Here is a 21,171-nt window from a genome sequence, read left to right on the forward strand (position 1 = left end):
GAAAACCTCATCCTTTGATCGGTTGCGATCCCAAAGGTCACATAACATGCCAGCAACGCTACCCGGGAGCACGACACGGTGCAGGCACAGATTTGTATCCATCTGTAGCAAGGGACTGACCTGATACAAATGGCTACAATTCTGCCCATGAAACACGATGCAACGATGATTTAGGAAAGACACCATGGGACCGCCACCTCATATCCTTATCGTGGATGACCACGCACAGATACGTGAAAGCGTCGCGCGCTTTCTGGAGAAGAACGGAATGCGCACGACCGTCGCCAGGGATGCCGTGGAGATGGATGCCAAGCTGGCCACCGGTCACTTCGACCTGCTCGTGCTCGATGTCATGATGCCGGGCGAGGACGGTTTGTCGGTTTGCCGCAGACTTGCGCCAGAAGGTGATCTTCCGATCATCATGCTAACGGCGCTTGGTGAGGAAACGGATCGGATCGTGGGGCTGGAAATCGGTGCGGACGATTATCTCGCCAAGCCATTCAATCCACGAGAACTGCTCGCCCGCATCAAGTCGGTTCTTCGGAGAAGCAACCGCGACGAACCCGTGGCCGGAACCCTGGCTGGGAGGAAGATTTGTTTTGCGCACTGGATACTGGATACCGACCGGCAGGTGCTGATTGACGAGGCCGCAACCGAAACGCCATTGACGACCTCCGAGTTCAAATTGCTGGCGGTCCTGCTGGAACGCGCGAGGATGGTGCTCAGCCGTGACCAGTTGCTTGACCTGACCGCTGGTCGGACGGCAGGCCCGATGGATCGCACCATCGACAATCAGATCAGCCGCCTCCGTCGCAAAATCGAGCCGGATGTATTGCGACCGAGTGTCATCAAGACTGTGCGGAACGGCGGATACTGCCTGGCTGCCGATGTCGAGGATGCGCCGTGATGCGCCGTGCGATGAGATCTCTGAGCGGCCAGTTGATCCTGCTTGTGGTCGCGGCACTTGTCGTGGCCCAGGCGATCAGCCTGTTCCTGTTCGCTGACGAGCGCAGCCTGGCCATCCGTGCTGCTTTGGGGTTCGAGGCTGCTGGACGCGCAGCGAATGTGGCGCGGTTGATCGAAGAGGCCCCGTTGGACCTGCAGAATTCCATCCTTCGCGCGGCAAATTCACCACTTATCCGGTTTGATCTGTCAGACGCTCCGAGTGTGGAACACACCAGTCATTCGCATGGCGACCTTGTTGAAGGGCGTATCCGTGCGCTAATGGACGATAGCTACAGCCGCGATATTCGCGTTGAACTGCACGAGATCGAGGGCGAATTGAGGCCCTTGCCCAATCTTTCTGACGAAATGACGGAAATGCATCTCGCGATGATGCGCGGAGAGTTGACAGCGGTTGAAATGAACCTGTCGATCGCCATTAAGGGAGCGCGTTGGCTGAATGTCGGAACGCGGTTCGAGCGTCCACCAATCCAATGGCCTTTCTATTCGATGCTGACCTTTGGAATTTCCGCCGGACTGCTTTTGGTGGCGATTTTCTGGTTTGTCATGACGCGCCTGACGCGTCCTTTGCGGCACCTGTCGAAGGCCTCGGACCATCTTGGCCGGGGCGAGGATGTGCCTGAATTGACCGTCGCAGGGCCGACCGAGGTCAGGGATCTGACCGTCGCCTTCAACCGCATGCAACGACGGCTGACCCGGTTTGTCAGTGATCGGACACGGATGCTCGCAGCGCTTGGTCACGATTTACGCTCGCCGTTGACTGCTATGCGTGTCCGCGCGGAGCTGGTTGACGAAGAAGAGACGCGGGACAGCCTCATCGCATCGGTCGAAGAGATGCAGAGTATGGTCGAAGCGACGCTCACCTTTGCACGGGGCCTTACCGGATCAGAAGGCTCCGAAGTGGTCGATCTGCGCAATTTTCTGGACAGCTTGTGCAGCGATATGGCGGCACACTGCACCTTTGCCCCGAGTGATGATGTTGCCGTGCGGCTTCGACCCAACGCGTTCCGAAGGGCACTGAGGAACTTGCTTGAGAACGCCGTTCGCTACGGTGGTGCCGCAAAAGTCAGCTGGGCGACCCACGGTTCGAACCTCGTACTCAACATCGATGACAATGGGCCCGGCATTCCCGTCGACCAGTTGGAAAAGGTCTTCGATCCCTTCTATCGCCTCGAGCAATCGAGGTCTCTGGAAACGGGCGGTTATGGGCTTGGGCTCTCAATCGCGAGGACAATCGTCCAATCCCATGGCGGCGATATCCAGCTGGTCAACCATAACAGCGCGGGTTTGCGCGCTGTTGTCACCATCCCACTGGATGAAAGCGAACTAATCGAAGGAGAAACAGATGAAACTGAAAACGCTCATTCCAACGTTGCTGGCCAGCTTGCCCGCCAGCATGGCGCGAGCTGATGGTCCAGGCTCCTGGACAGGTCACATATGGGGCGGAGGCTATGGCTTTATGGGCGGCTTCATGATGCTCGCCTTCTGGGGCGCCGTGATCGCATTGATCGTGTTTCTGGTACTCAGGCTGCGGGACAATGGCACCCGTCCCCCGGACTCGGACGCGCAGGAAGCGCTCCGGCGCCGCTTTGCGAATGGGGAAATCGACGAAGAAGAGTTCCGTCACCGCAAAGCAACGCTCGACGAATAGACCCCGCCGCGGACGCCAAAGCCGTCCGACGCGACGCCCACCGACACTGGATAGGAAAGAACGCCATGGTCCCGGAAATTGGTCACTTCGCACTGGCCCTCGCGCTGGCCCTCGCACTTGTTCAAAGCGTTCTGCCGATTGCAGGTGCATCGCGTGGAAACGCCGTCTGGATGAAATCCGCCCAGGCGACGGCAATAGGACAAGTGCTGTTTGTGGCCATAGCCTTCGCAGCGCTGATGCAGGCCTTCATCGCCAGCGACTTCACCGTCAGGAACGTCGTCGAGAATTCCCATTCGCTCAAGCCGATGCTCTACAAGGTGGCCGGGACCTGGGGCAGCCATGAGGGTTCGCTGCTGCTCTGGATCCTGATACTCGCGGTGTTCGGCGCGGGCGTCGCCTGGTTCGGATCGAACATCCCCGCCGAGACCAAGGCGCGCACCTTGTCGGTGCAGGCGTGGATCAGCGTCGGCTTCCTGTCCTTCCTGCTGCTGACGTCGAACCCCTTCGAGCGGGTGTTTCCGCCGCCGCTCGACGGCAATGACCTCAACCCGTTGCTTCAGGACATGGGTCTCGCCATGCACCCGCCGCTTTTGTATTTCGGGTATGTCGGCTACTCCATCGTATTTTCCTTTGCCGTTGCGGCTCTTCTGGAAGGGCGCGTCGATCCAGCCTGGGCCAGATGGGTCCGCCCGTGGACATTGGCCGCGTGGGTCAGCCTTACGGCAGGTATCGCTCTTGGATCTTGGTGGGCCTATTATGAACTGGGCTGGGGCGGCTGGTGGTTCTGGGACCCGGTCGAGAACGTGAGCTTCATGCCCTGGCTTCTGGGCACGGCGCTGCTGCATTCCGCCATCGTCACCGAAAAGCGCGACGCGTTCAAAAGCTGGACCATCCTGCTTGCCATCCTGACTTTCTCGCTTTCACTTCTCGGCACGTTCATTGTCCGATCCGGCCTGCTTACCTCCGTGCATGCCTTCGCCGTCGATCCAGAGCGCGGGCTTTACATTCTGGGTCTGCTGGCCGTGTCCATCGGTGGGTCGCTGGCGCTCTACGCCTGGCGGGCGCCCGAAATGGAGCCGGGTGGTCTGTTTCGCCCGATCAGCCGCGAAGCCGGGCTGCTCGTGAACAACCTCATTCTGGCCGCCGCTACGGGAACCGTTCTGTTCGGGACGCTTTATCCGCTGATCCTCGAGGCTATCACGGGGGACAAGATCTCGGTGGGTCCACCTTTCTTCAATGCGGCTTTCATTCCGATGATGCTGGCGCTGGTCGTGTTCATGGGTCTTGGTCCATTCCTGTCGTGGAAGCGGGCTGATATCGCCGGGTTGCTCGATCGCATTCGGTTCGTGGTCGTTCTGGCGTTCATCGCAGCTTTGGCCGCATGGTATCTTCTGAACGGTGGGCCGATCATGGCCTATCTTGCCATCCTTGGCGCAGCGTGGCTGCTTTTTGCAACCCTACGGGAATGGGCGCTACGCATCCGCCTGTTCGAGGTTCCCCTTGCAGAGAGCGCGAGACGCGCGCGCAACCTGCCACGCGCCTCTCACGGTATGACACTCGCCCATGCCGGCGTCGCTGTGTTGATGATGGGGATGATCGGCTCGACCGGATGGAAGAGTGAGGAGATCGTCTTTGCCGCCCCCGGGACCGAAGTCACGATCGCGGGGTTCGACATCACCTTCGAAGGGGCCACACAGGTTCAAGGGCCGAACTACATCGCGGATCGCGGCACCCTTGTGGTCCGTCGGGATGGCGAGCTGGTCACGACGCTTTTCCCAGAACGCCGGTATTACCCGGTCGCGGAAAGCCAGACGACGGAGTCGGCCATCCGCTCTACATTGGCGGGTGATCTCTATACGTCGATTGCAACGCCAGCCTCCGATCAAGTGAACAACGCCGGAGCATGGACCCTTCGGATCCTCTATGAACCGCTCGTCAACCTGATCTGGATCGGCTCGATCCTGCTGGTGATCGGTGGCTGTTTGTCCTTGTCGGATCGCCGTTTGAGGGTCGGGGCGCCGCGCCGCGCCAAACAGCCAGCCAGCGATGCTGTTCCTGCCGAGTAGGAGAGAAGATGAAACGTCTCATTGCCGGGCTGCCGTTTATTGCGGCGGTCATATTCGGGGGTTTTTTTCTCTGGGGGCTCAATCCCGACCGGGATCCCAACGAGATCCCTTCCGTCCTGATCTCGCAACCGGCCCCGGCGTTCGACCTCGATCCCGTGCCGGGGTTGGAGACACCCGGCCTGGCCCGAAGCGATCTTGTAGGCAACGAACGACCGGTCGTGGTCAATGTCTTTGCGTCCTGGTGCGTGCCCTGCCGCGCGGAACATGCCGTGTTGACACGCTTTGTCGAACGCGAGGGCATGCGGTTGTTCGGCATCAACTACAAAGACAAACCAGAAGATGCCGTGAAGTGGCTCAATGACCTCGGCAATCCCTACGAACGGATCGGGTCCGACCTTTCAGGCCGGACAGGGATCGAATGGGGCCTTTCAGGCGTGCCGGAAACCTTCATCGTCGATGGCGATGGTACTGTTCTGTTTCGCTATGTCGGGCCGGTCGTGGGTCCGGACGCCGTCGAACGGTTCACGCAAGCCCTGAAGCAGGCAGGCGCACTGCCAAAGGGAGCAGCATCATGAGACAGTTGATTTTCGCGTTTTGCATCGGGCTCTTTCCCTTTGCCGCCAATGCGGTCGAACCAGACGAAATGCTGGCCGACCCGGTATTGGAACAGCGTGCGCGGGAGATTTCCAAGGATCTGCGATGCGTCGTCTGTCAAAACCAGGACATCGACAGTTCGAACGCGGGTGTGGCGCGGGACTTGCGTCTGCTCGTACGCGAGCGACTGGTCACCGGAGACAGCGACGCGGAGGTGATCGAATACATTCGGGCGCGGTACGGGGATTACGTGCTGCTCAAACCGCCTCTGGAGCCTGCGACCTACGCGCTTTGGTTTGCGCCGATCGCTTTCGTTCTGATCGGGGTTTTCGTTGGTGGCGGGGTACTGATGAGTCGGCGAAAGCAAGAGGCTTTTGAAGATTTGGGCGCGGAGGATGAGAACACCGTGTCCGAGATTCTCAGACAAAACGAAGCGGGGGATGCGTCATGATCTGGGGTATTTTCGGTCTTCTGACGCTGGTCGCGATCGGAATAGTCCTCTACCCGCTGCTGCTGTCCAAATCGAACACTCTCACCAGAGGAGATGCGGTACCGGCCATCCTCGCCGATCAGATGCAGGAAATCGAACGAGACATGGACCGCGGTTTGATTTCTGAACAAGAAGCTCAAGCAGCCAGACTCGAGATCAAGAAACGGATCCTCGCGACGACCCGCAATTTGGAACCAAAAGCCGGATCGTCCCGTAGTGGTGGCAGAGGCACTCTTGTTGTCGCGGCGGTCCTCGCGCCGGTTATTGCCGCGGGCTACTACCTGACAATGGGATCGCCGGAGGTGCCTTCAATGGCCTTCGCTGCCCGTGCAGAGGAGCGCGCACAGACTGATGAAGTGACGGCGCTGGCAATACAACTTCGCGAAAGGCTTATATCCGATCCGACCGGCGGCCCCAGCGAAGGGTGGATGCTGTTGGGCCAGACCTATCAGCGCATGGGCAGAACAGTTGATGCTGTCGAAGCATTCGAAGTTGTCGCCAAACGGGAGGATGCCACCTCCGCGACATTCTCCATGCTGGCGGAGGCTGTCGCGGTTGCCAATGATGGCGTTGTTATTCCACGGGCGAAATTGGCCATTGATCGCGCTTTGGAACTTGACCCATCCAATCCTGCGGCAACCTATTTCGAGTCTCTCTACCATCTTCAAAAAGAAGAGACGCGTAAGGCCTACGATCTGCTCGTTTCCCGGCTGAACCAGGAAAAGACGTTCGTGCCCTGGATGGAAACATACGTTTTGCAGATCAACCGGATTGCAGCGGCAGCTGACCTCCCGGTCGTCAATCTACCCAGCGGGCCGACATCCCCACCCGGCCCGAGTGCGGCAGATGTCGCGGCGGCGTCGGAGATGAATGACGCGGACCGCGCGGAGTTCATCCGATCGATGGTCTCGCGGCTGGCCGAGCGTCTTGAGGATGAACCGGACGATCTGGATGGTTGGATGCGGCTGGCAAACGCCTATACGGTCCTTGAGGAGCCCGATCGCGCCGTTGAGGCCTACCGCAAGGCTGAAGCGCTGTTGGAGCAGCAGCCCGCCAGTGATCCTCGGCGTGCGGCGGTCCGTGCCGCGCTTGAGCGGCTCGGCGGCTGACTGCTGGTCGGTGTCCCGCCCGGGCAGGTCACTCCTGTCCGGCAACCTTTGCGGAAACATCCCGACCGCTGGCTTGCGCCAAGGCGTCCATCACGGCTTCGGTTGTTAGCAATTCGGACAGCACAATGCCGTTCGGTGCCGATGGTCCGTAGACGGCATTGAAGGGGATGCCGTATCTGCCGAAACTCTCAAGGTAGCGGGAAATGCGCGTGTCCGGGCGTGTCCAATCTGCCTGCATCGCCGTGACTCCAGGCGCTTCAAGCGCGCTCCGGACTGGCTCCCGGTCGATGACAAGTGTCTTGTTCGCTTTGCAAGTCAGGCACCAGTCAGCGGTCACATCGACAAAAACGACCTCTCCTGCGGACACGCGTTTCGCTATGTCCGAACGATCAAATGCGATCCAAGCCATTGCCAACTGCGGCGTCGAACGCGCAGGTGCTGATTGCTGCAAGAGAGGACCTGCGGCAATGGCCAGGACAAGGCTGGCTATGGCAATAGACCACCTGAACTGGGACTGCACATTCGGGAGAGATAGTATCAGAACGGCGAGACCGGACAACGCCGCGACCGCGATGACAGACACAAACCCGGCGACACCGTCGAGCACCCAGAACAGCCACACGGCGGTTGCAAGCAACAAGACCCCCATGACGCTTTTGATGACCAGCATCCATCGACCAGGCTTAGGCATGAATGCGACCAGACGCGGGAACGCGGCGATGACGAGATAGGGCAGGGCGAGGCCGAACCCGAGGCTCGAAAAGACTATGAGGATGTCCAAGCCACGCCCGGCCAAAGCAAAGGCCACAGCGGTGCCGAGGAACGGTGCCGAACAAGGCGTCGCCATGACGGCACCGAACATGCCAGTGAAAAAGTCGGCGGAATACCCGTTGCGTCCACCGGCCCCTGCAAGCCGCGTTTGAATGCCGTGTGGAAGGGCGAACTCGAACGCTCCGAACAGATTTGCCGAAAAGACGAGCAGAACAGCGATCATCACCGCAAGAAACAGCGGGCTTTGAAACTGCAGACCCCACCCGACGCTGAGGCCTGCCGTCTGGAGCGCCCAGAGGACGAGCGCCAGACCCCACATGAACGTCATGATGCCGGCGCTGGCAGCGACGAAACCGAACCGGACACGGGTTGTGTCGTGATCGGTGTGTTTGAGCACAGACGACACCTTGATGGACAGCACCGGCAGCACGCAGGGCATCACATTCAGGATCAATCCGCCCAGCAGCGCGATCGCGGCAATCCAGATCAGTTCCATCATGTCCGGTGTCGTGGCGGCCAGCTCAAAGGGTGGTGCTATTCCTTGCGCCACGCGATCCGCGATGATCGTGAAGGCCCGGTTCTCGCCGTCGGTGACGGTAATCGACGGAGCCACTGTCACATCCGTATTCGACGAGAGGATCGGCAAGCGCGCCCAAAGCAAACGATCCTCTTCTCCCAAACGGATATCGGGTTTGCCAAGCGCAACACCCATACCCAGTTCGGGAAACACATCCGGCGACTGGAGTGGTTCATCGACGCGAAGGCTGACGATCAACTCCGTGAGGTCTTCGTCGATGAAGGCATTTGCCTCGCTGACGCCGCTCGTCTTGGCCCCTTCGGGGACGCGCTCGGAAAACGTACCGATCAGCCCAGCCGAAGTGCTGTCGATGACGTTGCCCCGTCCGAGGCGAAGTGACAGGTCAAACTCTTCCGGGACACAGACATTGGAGCACACCAGCAGTTTGACCTGCGCGGAAAGAGTCACAGGTGCGCCGGGATCTTCGAGCGTTATGCGCAGCGGAAAGACGACTTCACCCGCATAACCAAAATTTTCGATGCCGAAGGCGGTGAAGCGCGTCGGGGCGGGCCACATGAATTCGACATCTGCGACGTTTTCGGAACCGCTCCATTCGACCGAAGGCGGTATTCCCACCTCGCCCGCCGACCGCCAATAGGTCTTCCAGTTTTCGTTCAGTTGAAGGTGAAGCCCGGCTGACAGAGTCTGTGTGTTCTCGGGAACGCCGTCCTGTACACTAATGAGATGCGCGGTGAGTGGCGCGCTCTGGTATTCAGCAGAGGTTGCTGCCGCGACACTTCCAGAGACAACGGCCAGGAGCACGAAGGGAATAAGCAAAACCCGTCGCAGGATCAAAAGGCAATCGATCAAGATACCTACTTCCTTCCCATATTTTCCGCAGATTTCGCCAGGACGGCGGAAATTGCGTCAAAGTCCACCTGTGGCAAAACCCTGACGACCGTCCGCACAGACAATTCGCGCAACGCCAGTCGCAGAAGATGAAAGGGTTCGACACCCATCCGGCAGAAGGTCTGACGCTTGCTTCGTGGACACGATAGCGCCGCGATCCGAGCAGTCTTCAAGACTTCCTGCACATCCCCCAAGCATGAAACCCGACAACAGCAACGCGCCTACGCGTACCTTCCCGCGCACATCACGGCCTGTCGCGGACCACGACTGGAATCGCGGAGGTTATGGGCTCGGTCGTTTCCTCGATAGTATCCTTTGCCTTGTCGGAATGGCACGATTTTCCCATGAACTTGTGCATCACGAGATGCGCCCCAACGCACAGCAGGAGCGGGGCGAAAGCCGCTGCATTGCCCCACATGCCCGCCAATGTGCCGCCGGCAAGAAAAAACCCCGCAACGGGCAGCAGCATGACGACGCAACACGCCATCATACCATAATGCATGAGCCTGTCCGTGATCGGCTTTTTTCTGTGGCTGTGGTGGTCCATGACACCCTCTTTGTCTCGTTCCCGGCGTCATTTGCGACCCTCCAGCAGGGTAAGGTCAAGGATACAAATGGATACACTTCTCGCGGCCTTGTCAGGTTGCCTGATGCCGGGTCTCCCGTAAAAGACATGTACAAACCGTAGGCTAGGAGTGTGTCATGACGACATCGCGAAACAACAAGATCAATCGACGAAGCCTGTTGGGGTATGCGGCTGTCGCTTTGGTTGCACCAAGCGTGGTTCGAGCCGAAACCATTCGCCGCAACATTTCTTCTTTCCGAGTTCATGACTGGCAAGATCACTTCGACGCACTCGGAAAGGGGATCATCATCTCCGATACCGTGACGAAGGCGCTCCAGCATTGGACATCAGATGGCGAAATGCGGATCTACCCAACGTCCGTTCCGCTGACCGACGAACTCACCAAACGCGGTTACACCGAAGTGGTGGAAAAACGCAAAAACCCCAGCTGGGCGCCAACGCCCTCCATGCGGGAACGCAATCCGGAATGGCCGGCTCGTGTCGAGGGGGGTGATCCGGACAACCCATTGGGTACTCGTGCACTGTACCTGTCGTGGCAGTACTACCGTATTCACGGGACACAGGATACGCGCAAGATCGGCCGCCGGTCGTCAAACGGCTGCATCGGCCTGTTCAACGCACAGATCGAGGAAGTCTACGAGCGGGCACCTGTCGGCACTCAAGTCAAACTCATCTGACCGAACGGGCAAGGCGGAAGATACAGGCATGGACAAATTGACTGCGCTGATTGGTGCCGTTTTTGTTATCGGCGGGGGTTTTGCCGTTTGGCAGTTCGTTGGAGCGGAAGATACAGCGGTTGGCCACTCCATGACGCCACCCGACACAAGTGAGATCGCTGAAGGCGGCCCGATCGTTCAGGTCCAGCTGCCTTCCCAACTCTCGCAACAGGCGGCGCTTGGAAAGAGCATATTCGAGGCAAAGTGTTCCGAGTGTCACGGCGAAAATGCCGCCGGTCGCAACGGTGTTGCGCCGCCTCTCGTGCACAAGATCTACGAACCGAGCCACCATTCGGACATGGCTTTTGTTCTGGCAGCTCAAAACGGCGTCCGTGCACATCACTGGAATTTCGGTAATATGCCTAAGATCGAGGGATTGACCCAAGGAGACGTCAAGATGGTGGCCGCCTATGTCCGCGAATTGCAGCGGGCCAACGGGATCAACTGATGCGTTGGTCGAAGACGAACCGATGGATTCTGTCGGCCATTTTCGGCCTTTTCCTTGTAGTTCTCGGGGTGCCAGAGGCGCCGGTATATCATGGTGAAACGTCGTTGGGGCAGGAATACCATGGTCACGAAGACGCAGGGCCATGGACCGAGGCCTCTGGCCACTGCCATCCAGGCCTCGATTGTTCTGTCCCGGCAGCGTTATTGCTTCAGCCGAACATGGCGTACGAGCCTTCTTTTCTGAAAGCCGTCATGCAAGACGGCGCGACCCAACGAACCGAGTTGCGCCCCACCAGCGATCCTCCACCGCCGCGACGGTGGGTCTGATTTCACATCGCTCGAAAAGCAGACCCAAAGAAGGATCGAAGACATGAAAAAGACGACTATCGTAGCGGCAGTGTTGATTGCAGGTACTGCGGTCACGGCATTCGCGCATAGCGGTGCCACCGGCATCGTGAAAGAGCGCATGGATGCCATGCTTGCAATGGGGAAGGCGGTCAAGACCGTGGCCCCGATGATGCGGGGCGAAACGGCCTATGACGCAGAAACAGTGCGCGATGCCGCGCGCCTGTTCCAGCAGCACGCCGGTGAGAGCATGACAAAGCTGTTCCCAGAGGGCACAGGGGGCATGCCCTCGGAAGCCAAGGACGAGGTGTGGACCGACTGGGAGCGCTTCGCGGCATTGGCAAGTCAGCTGGAAGAATACTCTGAGGGCCTGGAACGCGCAGCCGACAATGGATTGGGCGGCATGAGCGGCAATACCTCCATGGATGGCGCCTCGATGATGGGCGGCGGGTCAATGATGGGAGGCGATACAACCATGATGGGCGGGAGCACGATGATGGGCCGAGGCGACATGATGGATGCGGCCGCCATTGCCGAAATGCCCGCCGACGCAGCATTCGCGATGACGACCCAGGTCTGTTCCGCATGCCATGAACGCTTCCGGGCGGAAGAAGACTGACCATGCGCCGGTTCTTGACACTCGTCAGCGGGGCCGCCGTGCTGGGCGCGGCCAGCCTCGGCGTCGTGATTGCATGGCCTGTCGGCAGTGCAGTGACTCCGATTGCAATAGAGGGCAATGTCGACCGGGGCGCATATCTGGCGCGCGCCAGTGGGTGCATTGCCTGTCATACCAATTTTGAAGCGGGCGGCGCACCACTTGCCGGAGGGGCGCCGCTCGAAACCCCGTTCGGAACGTTCTACCCGCCCAACCTGACGACAGACCCGGAACATGGCATGGGCGAATGGACGGCAGAACAGTTCGCAAAAGCCGTGCGGCAAGGCATCGGCCCCGATGGAACGCCGTACTATCCGTCTTTCCCGTACACCTTCTATGCGGATTTTTCTGATCAGGATATCGCTGACCTCTGGGCGGCGTTTCAAACCGTGCCGCCCGTGGACGAGCCTGCACCAGAAAATGATGTCAGCTTCCCATTCGACCAACGATGGGGGCTGAAGCTCTGGCGAGCGGCGTTCTTCTACGATCCGGATACCGAACCGATTGAAGGGCGAAGCGACGCATGGAATCGAGGACGGGAATTGGTGCGCGGTGCGGCACATTGCGGAGCCTGCCATACGCCGCGCAATCTTGCGGGAGGCCGCGATATCGGTGCTTCCTTTGCAGGCAACGCCCAGCTTCCCGGTGGCAGCAAGGCCCCCGCGATACGGCCAAAAGACCTGGTCAAAAATGACTGGACGGTTTCAAACCTCGCTTATGCGCTCCAGACCGGCATCACCCCTTCGGGCGATGCTTTCGGCGGCAGCATGGCGGAAGTGGTTCGCGAGGGAACTCGGTTTCTGACACCTGCCGATCGCGAAGCGATGGCGCTTTTCCTGCTGAACAAGTACACGGTCGAGGCGGAGAACCCCGCGTCGAACTAACACCACGCGGGGGCAACACGCCCCCGCTTTCTCGAGGATCGAAATGAGACAAACACGTCGGGATTTCTTGCGCCATGCAACACTGGCGGCCTGCGCGGCGGCCATCCCGCAGTCGGCTTTTGCCGCGACCCCGTTCGAGGACCTGATTGCCAAGGTTGCACGTCGACAGCTTCTTCCGGACACCTACCCGGAAACAGAGATCTGGGGCTATGACGGCCTCGTTCCGGCCCCGGAAATCAGGGTCACACAAGGCGATCGGGTGCGTCGCAGGTTTCGCAACGAGGTACCCGATCCCAGTTCGGTTCACTGGCACGGAATCCGGATCGACAACGCGATGGATGGCGTTTCAGGGCTGACCCAAGAGGCCGTAGCGCCGGGTGGAACCTTTGACTACGACTTCGTCGTACCGGACGCGGGCACCTATTGGTATCACGCGCATAATCGCTCATACGAGCAGGTCGCGCGTGGTTTGCGCGGTGCTTTGATCGTCGAAGAGGCCAATGGACCGGACATCGACCGCGAGGAAGTCATCGTTCTGGAGGACTGGTTGCTCGATCCCGAAAGCGGGCAGCTTTTCGACAATTTCGAGCAGCCTATGATGATGAGCCACGGTGGACGCATCGGCAACTTTATCACGACCAATGGGCGCTATGAACTGACCTTGTCCGCGAAGCGCAACGAACGCATTCGCTTGCGGATCATCAACGCAGCAAGCGCGCGGATTTTCCCGCTGACGCTCTCGGGGTTGAGTGGCTGGAGGGTGGCCGTCGATGGAATGCCAATCGGCCAACCCCAGCAGATTGACGGTGAGTTGATCCTCGGCCCGGCACAGCGCGTCGACTTAATTGTGGATGTGACCGAAGATGAAGGCGGCACCGCCCAATTGCTTCGCATCGGCGATGATGATCAACTGACCCCGTTGGTGAGTTTTCTGGTCAACGGCACAGCCAGTTCAGTACCAAGAGGCAAGCCACTGCCGTTGCCGCCGAACCCCGCGGCACACGCCCCGGACCTTGCCGATGCGCGTGATTTGCGACTGGTCATGTCCGGCGGGGCAATGGGGCGAATGCAGTCCGCATTGCTTGGCGGGGAACGTCTTGGATTCCGTCAGCTTGCCCAAGCGGGCAAATTCTGGGCCCTGAATGATGTCGCCGAAATGACCGACACGCCATTGGCCGATCTATCCCTGAACGAGCCGGTGCGCTTGAAGATCGAGAACCAGACCGTGTTCCCACATGCGATGCACCTGCACGGAATGCATTTCCGTGAGCTGCGCCCCGACGGCGCGTTCGGACCGATGCGCGACACGATCCTGTTGGCTGGCAACGAGTCCCGCGAGATCGCCTTTACGGCGGACAATCCCGGCAAGTGGCTGTTCCATTGCCACATGCTCAGCCACGCCGCGTCCGGCATGACAACCTGGATGCGGGTCACATGAGGTATCTCGTTTGGTCCGTTCCGATCACTGTTGTCGCAGCCGCTTTCACCTATTGGCTCTCGACCAGTGCATCCTCGGATGTCGGCAGCGCGTCCAAGGCGGAGAGCTCCGACATCCAAGAAGGCGCGTTGCTCTACGCAGACAACTGCGCGTCTTGTCATGGCGCAAATCTGGAAGGCCAGCCGGAATGGCGAACGCCCGGCGCGGATGGGCGCCTGCCAGCACCACCGCATGATGAGACGGGTCACACCTGGCATCATCCTGACAGCCTGCTCTTCGATTACACAAAACTGGGGGGTGCGGCGCTTCTGGCGCGTCAGGGTGTCGAATACGACAGCGGAATGCCGGGTTTCGCAGACGTGCTGACCGACCAGCAAATTCACAACATCCTGGCCTTCATCCGGTCCACCTGGCCAGACCGCGTTCGCGAAGTCCAGGCCGCGCGGACAGAAGCCGACGAACAACGGGGAGATAATTAAAATGCGTTTCAGACAAGCCTTCACGACTGTCGCGATAGCTGCCTTGCTTCCGATACCGGTACTCGCCGACGAACTGTCAGAGTCCCGGGTCAAGGAACTTGTGCTCGAGGCAATCCGCGAGAACCCGGAGATTGTCATGGAGGCCGTGGCGATCCTCGAACAGAGGCAGGCGCAAGCGCAGGAGCTCAGTCAGGCCCAAGTTCTGAATGACCAGCGCGATCTGATCGAGAACGATCCGAATGCGCCGGTTCTCGGCAACCCGGAAGGGGACGTCACCGTTGTGGAATTTTTCGACTACAACTGTCCCTATTGTCGGCGGGTCAAACCCGAGGTGCGGGCTTTGATCGAAGAGGATCCAAACATTCGCCTCGTCTATCGTGAATGGCCCATTCTCGGAGACGGATCGGTGTTCGCCGCGAAAGCGGCCTTGGCAGCGCGCAAGCAGGACAAATACGAAGAGTTTCACTGGGCGATGATGGGGCTGGAAGGCCGCGCGGAAGAGGCCTCCGTGCTGCGCGTTGCCGAGGAGATCGGCCTGGATATCGCGCAGTTGCGCAAGGACATGGAGGCCCCCGAGGTCGAAGAGCACATTGCGACATCCATGCAACTGACCCAAGCTCTGGGCTTCAACGGCACGCCGTCTTTCGTGATCGGTGACGCGCTGGTGCCTGGCTTTGTCGAAAAGGCGCAGCTTGCCGACTTGGTCGAAGAAGCCCGCGAAGACGAAGACTGAAAGTTCTTGCCCGGACCGCCCCTGGGTGGTCCGGGCACTGCATCAAGCGGCCGCAGGTTCCACGTCATAGCCCGCATCCCGAATGATCGCTTGGACCTGATCGGCTGGTAACACGCTGTCGACACGCACTTGTCGGGCAGAAAGGTCACATTCTACGCCTGCATTCGGATCTGCGGTTTTCACTGCGCTTTCGATTGCTGCGGTGCAATGCCCACAGCTCATGTCCGGAACGCTGAACTTCATCGGAACCACTCCTTGATCTGATTTCTGCCGGTGACATGGGGCTTCCCCGCGCTGGAAGGTCAAGAGAAGAAATTTATTTGGCGCCCTCCCATTGACCCTCCAGTTACTGGAAGCCCTACATTCCACCTCGAATGGAAAAACAGGTGAAACATATGCCCGAACCCAAACAGATCAGCCTGCCGATCGAAGGCATGTCATGCGCGTCCTGTGTCGGCAGGGTCGATCGCGCATTGAATGCAATCGACGGCGTAGAGGATGTGTCGGTGAATCTTGCATCCGAAACCGCGCGTATGAGCGTGGACGCGCTCAAGCGCGTTCCGGAAGTCATCGAAACTCTCCGCGAGCTGGGCTACCCTGCGCGGACGGTCAGGGCCGAACTCACGATTGCGGCCATGTCCTGTGCCTCTTGTGTCGGGCGGGTCGACAAGGCGCTTGCCGCGGTGCCCGGGGTGGTCGAGGTGAACGTCAACCTCGCCTCCGAGACGGCGACGGTGGTTTACGTCGAAGGTCTTGTCACGACATCCGATCTGATCGATGCAAGCGGCGCGGCAGGGTATCCGGCCACCGTGGCAACGGCCCAAGCCGGTGACGACAGGGTTGCGCGCAAGGAGGAAGAGGCTCTGGCGCTTGCCAAACGGGTCACCTTTGCAGCCATCCTCGCCTTGCCGGTCTTTTTGATCGAGATGGGTGGCCACGTCATTCCGGCCGTTCATATGCTTATCGAGACCACGATTGGTCAGCAGACGAGTTGGCTTCTTCAATTCGTTCTCACGACAATCGTTCTCTTCGGCCCGGGCCGGACGTTTTACACCAAGGGTTTCCCGGCCCTATTCCGGGGCGCGCCCGACATGAACAGCCTCGTCGCGGTCGGCACCGGGGCGGCTTACTTCTATTCCGTAGTTGCGACATTCGTACCATCGGCCTTGCCTGACACGCTGCGCTCTGTCTACTTCGAGGCGGCAGCGGTCATCGTCGTCCTCATCTTGCTGGGGCGTTTTCTTGAAGCGCGCGCTAAGGGGAGAACGGGCGCGGCCATCCAGAAGCTGCTGGGGCTTCAGGCGCGGACCGCACGCGTGATGCGGGACGGTGAAAGCATAGAGATCGAGATCGATGCGCTAGTTCAGGGTGACATCGTCATCGTGCGCCCTGGTGAACGCATCGCGGTTGATGGCGAGGTCATCGAGGGGACCAGCCGCGTCGACGAAAGCATGCTGACAGGCGAGCCGATTCCCGCTGAAAAAAGTGCCGGAGATCCGGTGACCGGCGGGACGGTCAATGGTGCCGGAAGTCTGCAATTCCGCGCCACCCGGGTCGGCGCCGACACAACCCTGGCGCAAATTATTCGCATGGTCGAAGAGGCCCAGGGCGCCAAGCTGCCGATCCAGGGATTGGTCGACCGGATCACGCTTTGGTTCGTACCTGCCGTCATGGCGATCGCGGCGGCGACCGTGCTGGTCTGGCTGGTTTTCGGGCCTGATCCGGCCCTGACAATGGCGCTGATCGCCGGTGTGTCGGTGCTGATCATCGCGTGCCCCTGCGCGATGGGGCTTGCGACGCCGACCTCGATCATGGTCGGGACGGGACGTGCTGCGGAAATGGGTGTCCTGTTCCGCAAGGGCGACGCCTTGCAGCAACTTGATTCCGTTGATGTGGTCGCCCTCGACAAAACAGGCACGGTGACCGAGGGGCGACCCGCACTGACTGACCTGGTGCTGGCCGAAGGGTTCGATCGTTCAACAACGCTCTCGAAGATCACCGCCGTGGAGTCGCTCTCCGAGCATCCTGTCGCGGACGCCATCGTCCGTGCCGCGCGGGCCGAGGGCGCACCTCTTGCGGGGGCCGAAGGCTTTCAATCGGTCACAGGTTACGGCGTGCGCGCCGTGGTCGAAGACGTGGAGGTGTTGGTTGGGGCCGACCGCTACATGGCGCGCGAAGGCATTGACGTCTCGGCATTGACTCCAGAGGAAACGAAGATCGCAAGCAAGGGTCGCACGGCGCTTTACGCTGCCATAGATGGACGTGTCGCCGCCGTGATCGGCGTCGCCGATCCGGTCAAACCGGCAAGCCGCGCAGCCATCGCAGCGCTGCACGAGAAGGGTCTTGCGGTTGCGATGATCACAGGGGACAAACGCGAAACCGCCGAAGCCATCGCCCGCGAAACCGGCATCGACCATGTCGTTGCCGGCGTTCTGCCAGACGGCAAGGTCGCGGCGCTTGACGGTTTGCGCGAAGGGAACAAGCGCATCGCCTTTGTCGGCGACGGGATCAATGACGCCCCGGCGCTGGCGCATGCCGATGTGGGTATCGCCATTGGCACCGGCACTGATGTGGCCATCGAGTCCGCGGATGTCGTCCTGATGTCCGGCGATTTGCGCGGCGTGGTGAATGCCTTCGAAGTGTCGCGGCGAACCATGCGAAACATCCGGCAGAACCTGTTCTGGGCCTTTGCCTACAATGTCGCGCTGATTCCGGTCGCCGCCGGGGTGCTTTATCCGGCCTTTGGGCTGCTCCTGTCACCAATTCTCGCGGCGGGCGCGATGGCGTTGTCGTCGGTGTTCGTTCTAACCAATGCCCTGCGCCTGCGAGGTATCGCGCCGGCGATGGACGAGCAGCGCGCAATCCCGGCAGAGCTGGCAGCTGTCACTCCTGCTCCAGCAGAATAACGGAGGTTCGACATGAACATCGGAGACGTTTCCCGACAATCGGGTGTGCCCCCAAAAACAATCCGCTACTACGAGGAAATCGGGCTGATCCGCCCGAACCGAAGTGAGAACGGCTATCGCGCATTCACCGAGAACCACGTTCACAAGCTGGCGTTTCTCGGTCGAGCACGGGCCTTGGGGTTCACCATCGAAGATTGCAGGACGCTTCTGGCTCTCTACGAGGATGAAAACCGCGAAAGCGTTCAGGTGAAAACGGTTGCGGAAGACCATCTTCGCCAGATCGAGGAGAAGATAGAGAAACTGCAATCCATGAGAACGACGCTTACCGAGCTTGTGGAGAAATGTGCCGGGGATCATCGTCCGGATTGCCCGATCCTCGCAGATCTCTCACCTGTACGAATGTCCGAATAATCGATGCCGGTTCGGCACGTTTCAGAACCAAATTGCGCGGACCGGCATCCAGATACCCATGAAGATCATCATCAGGTTTTCCGTCAGCGAAATGAACCCCAGCGGGACGGAACTGTCACCGCCGACGCAGGCGCATTTCAACTCCCGCTTGTCAATGTAGACAGCCTTGAATACGCTGACAGCGCCGACCGTGCCGATAAACAGGGCGACAGGCGCCGAGAGCCACAGCAGCGCGCCGGCAGTCATCAGGACACCTGCCAACGCTTCGCCGAACGGATAAAGCTTGCCGTATCGTACCCATTTGCGCGCCAGCAGATCGTAGTTGAGGAACATCGTCGAAAACCCTTCGACATCCTGCAATTTCTGGATCGCGAGAATGGTCATGGACAGCGAAATGAACCATTCGAACCCGCGCAAGGTAAAGACCGACCCGTACTGGTGCCAAGACAGGCCCAGTGCCAATAGCGCGGCGACGGAAAAGATCGCGATGACCGGCTGGTAGGTCGTGTCGCTTTGCTCTTCCTCGGGTGGGTCGATGTCAAAGAACACCCTGAGATCATCGTAGCCGCCGATCCGTTCTCCGCCGATGAAGGTCTGCGGCGTCGTCTCGACCCCGTGCTTCTCCATGAAAGCATCGGTGTCTTCACGGGTCTCAAGCGGATGGTCTTCCACCTCGAAGCCTTGCCGCTCCAGCAGGTCTTTCGATTTCAGACCGTAGGGGCAGACATGGCCCGGCATGACCATGCGATAAAGCTGCGCGGATTTACTGTCTGTGTCCCGGGGCATATGCTTTCCTCCTTATCCGGCGCAGGTGAATTGACCACGGAACCCGGCTTCGTAGTCGGTTCCGCGCTGACGATCAGATCGGTCAGGTCACCGTCTGTCTCTACGATCTCGGCCGATAGCGGGCCTTGAGAAAACGCATTTTCGCCCTGCGCATCCAGGCGCACCAGGTCACCGCTGATCTTCATCGCGGCCCCAGTCCCTTCGCCGGTCTCACCGGTCACCAGCACGGCTGGACTGTCCGAGGTGTAGGCAAATCGGCAGTCTCCACCATTCGGGAACACCGCTGCGATTTCGTCTTCCGTCAGAAACTCGGGATCGATTTTTGACACGACCTCCGTTTGAAGCGCCTGTTGCGCATCCACGACCTGTACCGGCGTTCCGGTCGGCGTGGCCGATGCCTCACCGTTTGCGCCAATGTCAGCAATGAGGTAGCGCATTTCGGCGATTTCCTTGTCCTGCGCATAGATAATGTCGTCTGCGAGCCCCCGGACGCGCGGGTCGGTGATCTCGGCACGAGTCGACGTCATGATGGCGATCGAGTGGTGCGGGATCATGGCGCGCATGTAGGACCTGTCCTGCACCGTAAATTGCCCGCGTACCAGCCAGAGGCTTGCCGCAAAGACAAGTATGGCGCCCCCGAAGATCGCGATGTTGGCTTTGGTGTTCTGATACATGGACAACATGTACGCCAACATGATCACGGCCATGGTCGCCCCCATCAGGATGGCCATGTAAAGGCGTGTCTCCGAAAAGAAGATATGGCCCCAAAGATAGGTGTTCAGGTACATCAGAACGAACATGACCACGGTCGATGTTCCGATCATCATAAAGAACCGTGAGTAGTGCATTTCCAGTCACCTCCTTGCAGTTCTCTGTAAAACAACAACATTCCAGCGCTGGAGAGTTCCAAAAGCGCGAATTTTCGTAGTTTCAAGGCAACAAAGGCGCGTCGTTTGCCCCGGTTCACGGCTTCTTTTCTTTGCCCCTGACGCGCACTGAATTTTCATGGGTCCGAGGAGATCGCGCCATGCAGAATTTCACGAGACGAGAATTGATTTGTGCCGGAGCGATGGGTTGCTTTCTGCCCACAATTGCCTGGGCCCACAAAGTCAAATTGCCCGAACGGTTCGAACCGCAATTGGTAAACACCCGTCGTGGTGACTGGGTTAAAGACGATGTCCACGTCGTTCCCGACGATTTTTTCCTTTATTTCATGCTCGAGGACGGGATGGCGATCCGCTACGGGGTCGGGGTAGGGCGCAAAGGTTTGTACGAACCCGGAGAGTTCACGGTAGCGCGCAAGGCCAAATGGCCATGGTGGCGGCCAACGAACGCCATGATCCGGCGCGAGCCACGCAAATACGCGAAGTACAAGGATGGGCTGAAAGGCGGGCCAAACAACCCGCTCGGGGCCCGCGCGCTGTATCTCTATGATGATGAGGGACGCGATACCTATCTTCGTATTCATGGAACCAACGCTCCGGAAACCATTGGATCGGCCGTGTCGAATGGATGCGCGCGGTTGACGAATGAACACGTAAAAGATTTGTATGATCGCGTAGAAATTGGCGCCCGCGTCTTCCTGTATCCCAAAGTGACAACGGCGTGAGGAGCGTTCTGTCGCCTTGAAGTTCCTCTTCCGGAAATGGCACAAGTGCGGCAGTTGGCGAAAGCCAGTCCATCATTCATGAGGTGACGGAATTGTCTTTGAGCCG

The 21,171-nt window shown here is 59.5% G+C and carries 22 protein-coding genes; 17 read left to right on the plus strand and 5 right to left on the minus strand.

The window, feature by feature from the left end; translation table 11 throughout:
* The first annotated feature begins 184 nt into the window (after positions 1-184).
* From BM225_RS18850 to ccmI, 7 genes are all read left to right on the plus strand, one after another.
* Positions 185-907 (plus strand): response regulator, encoded by a 723-nt coding sequence (locus BM225_RS18850; protein ID WP_058123704.1) that lies wholly within the window; start codon positions 185-187, stop codon positions 905-907.
* A complete protein-coding gene (locus BM225_RS18855) occupies positions 907-2,373 on the plus strand; it encodes an ATP-binding protein (RefSeq protein ID WP_024099404.1) in 1,467 nt (488 codons plus the stop codon). Before BM225_RS18850 ends, BM225_RS18855 begins: the two co-directional genes overlap by 1 nt.
* Positions 2,309-2,614: an SHOCT domain-containing protein gene (locus BM225_RS22220; protein ID WP_233486461.1), complete on the plus strand. Its 306-nt coding sequence runs from the start codon at positions 2,309-2,311 to the stop codon at positions 2,612-2,614. The genes BM225_RS18855 and BM225_RS22220 overlap by 65 nt, the downstream gene beginning before the upstream one ends.
* A gap of 65 nt (positions 2,615-2,679) precedes the next feature.
* On the plus strand, positions 2,680-4,680 hold the full coding sequence (locus BM225_RS18865; RefSeq protein ID WP_092465197.1) for a heme lyase CcmF/NrfE family subunit: 2,001 nt from the start codon (positions 2,680-2,682) through the stop codon (positions 4,678-4,680).
* Between the two features lie 8 nt (positions 4,681-4,688).
* Positions 4,689-5,255 (plus strand): DsbE family thiol:disulfide interchange protein, encoded by a 567-nt coding sequence (locus BM225_RS18870; RefSeq protein ID WP_007803389.1) that lies wholly within the window; start codon positions 4,689-4,691, stop codon positions 5,253-5,255.
* The gene (locus BM225_RS18875; protein ID WP_078523121.1) at positions 5,252-5,725 is read left to right on the plus strand and encodes a cytochrome c-type biogenesis protein; all 474 of its coding nucleotides are present in this window, start codon (positions 5,252-5,254) and stop codon (positions 5,723-5,725) included. Before BM225_RS18870 ends, BM225_RS18875 begins: the two co-directional genes overlap by 4 nt.
* Positions 5,722-6,873, plus strand: a complete 1,152-nt coding sequence (gene ccmI / locus BM225_RS18880) for a c-type cytochrome biogenesis protein CcmI (protein ID WP_092465198.1) — start codon at positions 5,722-5,724, stop codon at positions 6,871-6,873. The genes BM225_RS18875 and ccmI overlap by 4 nt, the downstream gene beginning before the upstream one ends.
* 28 nt (positions 6,874-6,901) lie before the next feature.
* On the opposite strand, the gene BM225_RS18885 is transcribed toward ccmI, so the two are convergent.
* The gene (locus tag BM225_RS18885) at positions 6,902-9,031 is read right to left on the minus strand and encodes a protein-disulfide reductase DsbD family protein (protein WP_078523122.1); all 2,130 of its coding nucleotides are present in this window, start codon (positions 9,029-9,031) and stop codon (positions 6,902-6,904) included.
* Between the two features lie 283 nt (positions 9,032-9,314).
* Positions 9,315-9,617, minus strand: coding sequence for a DUF2933 domain-containing protein (locus BM225_RS18890; RefSeq protein WP_043754567.1), 303 nt, complete (start codon positions 9,615-9,617; stop codon positions 9,315-9,317).
* A 155-nt stretch (positions 9,618-9,772) separates the two neighbouring features.
* On the opposite strand from BM225_RS18890, the gene BM225_RS18895 reads away from it, so the two are divergent.
* The 7 genes from BM225_RS18895 (at position 9,773) to BM225_RS18930 (ending at position 15,353) form a co-directional block, all read left to right on the plus strand.
* The gene (locus BM225_RS18895) at positions 9,773-10,333 is read left to right on the plus strand and encodes a L,D-transpeptidase (protein ID WP_078523123.1); all 561 of its coding nucleotides are present in this window, start codon (positions 9,773-9,775) and stop codon (positions 10,331-10,333) included.
* Positions 10,334-10,361: 28 nt separating this feature from the next.
* Positions 10,362-10,820 (plus strand): c-type cytochrome, encoded by a 459-nt coding sequence (locus tag BM225_RS18900; protein ID WP_078523124.1) that lies wholly within the window; start codon positions 10,362-10,364, stop codon positions 10,818-10,820.
* 369 nt (positions 10,821-11,189) lie between these two features.
* Complete coding sequence (locus tag BM225_RS18910) at positions 11,190-11,783, plus strand: c-type cytochrome (protein ID WP_007803403.1); 594 nt, start codon at positions 11,190-11,192, stop codon at positions 11,781-11,783.
* 2 nt (positions 11,784-11,785) lie between these two features.
* A complete protein-coding gene (locus BM225_RS18915) occupies positions 11,786-12,703 on the plus strand; it encodes a c-type cytochrome (RefSeq protein ID WP_092465200.1) in 918 nt (305 codons plus the stop codon).
* A gap of 43 nt (positions 12,704-12,746) precedes the next feature.
* On the plus strand, positions 12,747-14,141 hold the full coding sequence (locus BM225_RS18920; protein WP_092465201.1) for a multicopper oxidase family protein: 1,395 nt from the start codon (positions 12,747-12,749) through the stop codon (positions 14,139-14,141).
* Positions 14,138-14,620: a c-type cytochrome gene (locus BM225_RS18925; RefSeq protein WP_058123693.1), complete on the plus strand. Its 483-nt coding sequence runs from the start codon at positions 14,138-14,140 to the stop codon at positions 14,618-14,620. The genes BM225_RS18920 and BM225_RS18925 overlap by 4 nt, the downstream gene beginning before the upstream one ends.
* Position 14,621: 1 nt before the next feature.
* The gene (locus BM225_RS18930) at positions 14,622-15,353 is read left to right on the plus strand and encodes a DsbA family protein (RefSeq protein ID WP_092465202.1); all 732 of its coding nucleotides are present in this window, start codon (positions 14,622-14,624) and stop codon (positions 15,351-15,353) included.
* Between the two features lie 42 nt (positions 15,354-15,395).
* Here BM225_RS18930 and BM225_RS18935 read toward each other — a convergent pair whose 3' ends face one another.
* Positions 15,396-15,596: a heavy-metal-associated domain-containing protein gene (locus tag BM225_RS18935; protein WP_024099389.1), complete on the minus strand. Its 201-nt coding sequence runs from the start codon at positions 15,594-15,596 to the stop codon at positions 15,396-15,398.
* A 152-nt stretch (positions 15,597-15,748) separates the two neighbouring features.
* Between BM225_RS18935 and BM225_RS18940 the strand changes: the two genes are divergently transcribed.
* A complete protein-coding gene (locus tag BM225_RS18940; protein WP_058123748.1) occupies positions 15,749-18,259 on the plus strand; it encodes a heavy metal translocating P-type ATPase in 2,511 nt (836 codons plus the stop codon).
* 12 nt (positions 18,260-18,271) lie between these two features.
* Complete coding sequence (gene cueR / locus BM225_RS18945; RefSeq protein ID WP_058123691.1) at positions 18,272-18,670, plus strand: Cu(I)-responsive transcriptional regulator; 399 nt, start codon at positions 18,272-18,274, stop codon at positions 18,668-18,670.
* A 21-nt stretch (positions 18,671-18,691) separates the two neighbouring features.
* Here cueR and BM225_RS18950 read toward each other — a convergent pair whose 3' ends face one another.
* Both BM225_RS18950 and BM225_RS18955 read right to left on the minus strand, forming a co-directional pair.
* Positions 18,692-19,456 carry a MauE/DoxX family redox-associated membrane protein gene (locus tag BM225_RS18950; RefSeq protein ID WP_170863239.1) on the minus strand — a complete coding sequence of 255 codons (765 nt, stop codon included), beginning with the start codon at positions 19,454-19,456 and terminating at the stop codon, positions 18,692-18,694.
* Positions 19,378-20,304 (minus strand): DUF305 domain-containing protein, encoded by a 927-nt coding sequence (locus tag BM225_RS18955; protein WP_306434225.1) that lies wholly within the window; start codon positions 20,302-20,304, stop codon positions 19,378-19,380. The genes BM225_RS18950 and BM225_RS18955 overlap by 79 nt, the downstream gene beginning before the upstream one ends.
* A 179-nt stretch (positions 20,305-20,483) precedes the next feature.
* Between BM225_RS18955 and BM225_RS18960 the strand changes: the two genes are divergently transcribed.
* Positions 20,484-21,065 (plus strand): L,D-transpeptidase, encoded by a 582-nt coding sequence (locus BM225_RS18960; protein WP_082645005.1) that lies wholly within the window; start codon positions 20,484-20,486, stop codon positions 21,063-21,065.
* Positions 21,066-21,171: the final 106 nt, after the last annotated feature.

This window comes from Donghicola eburneus, assembly GCF_900115865.1.
Lineage (GTDB): Bacteria > Pseudomonadota > Alphaproteobacteria > Rhodobacterales > Rhodobacteraceae > Donghicola > Donghicola eburneus.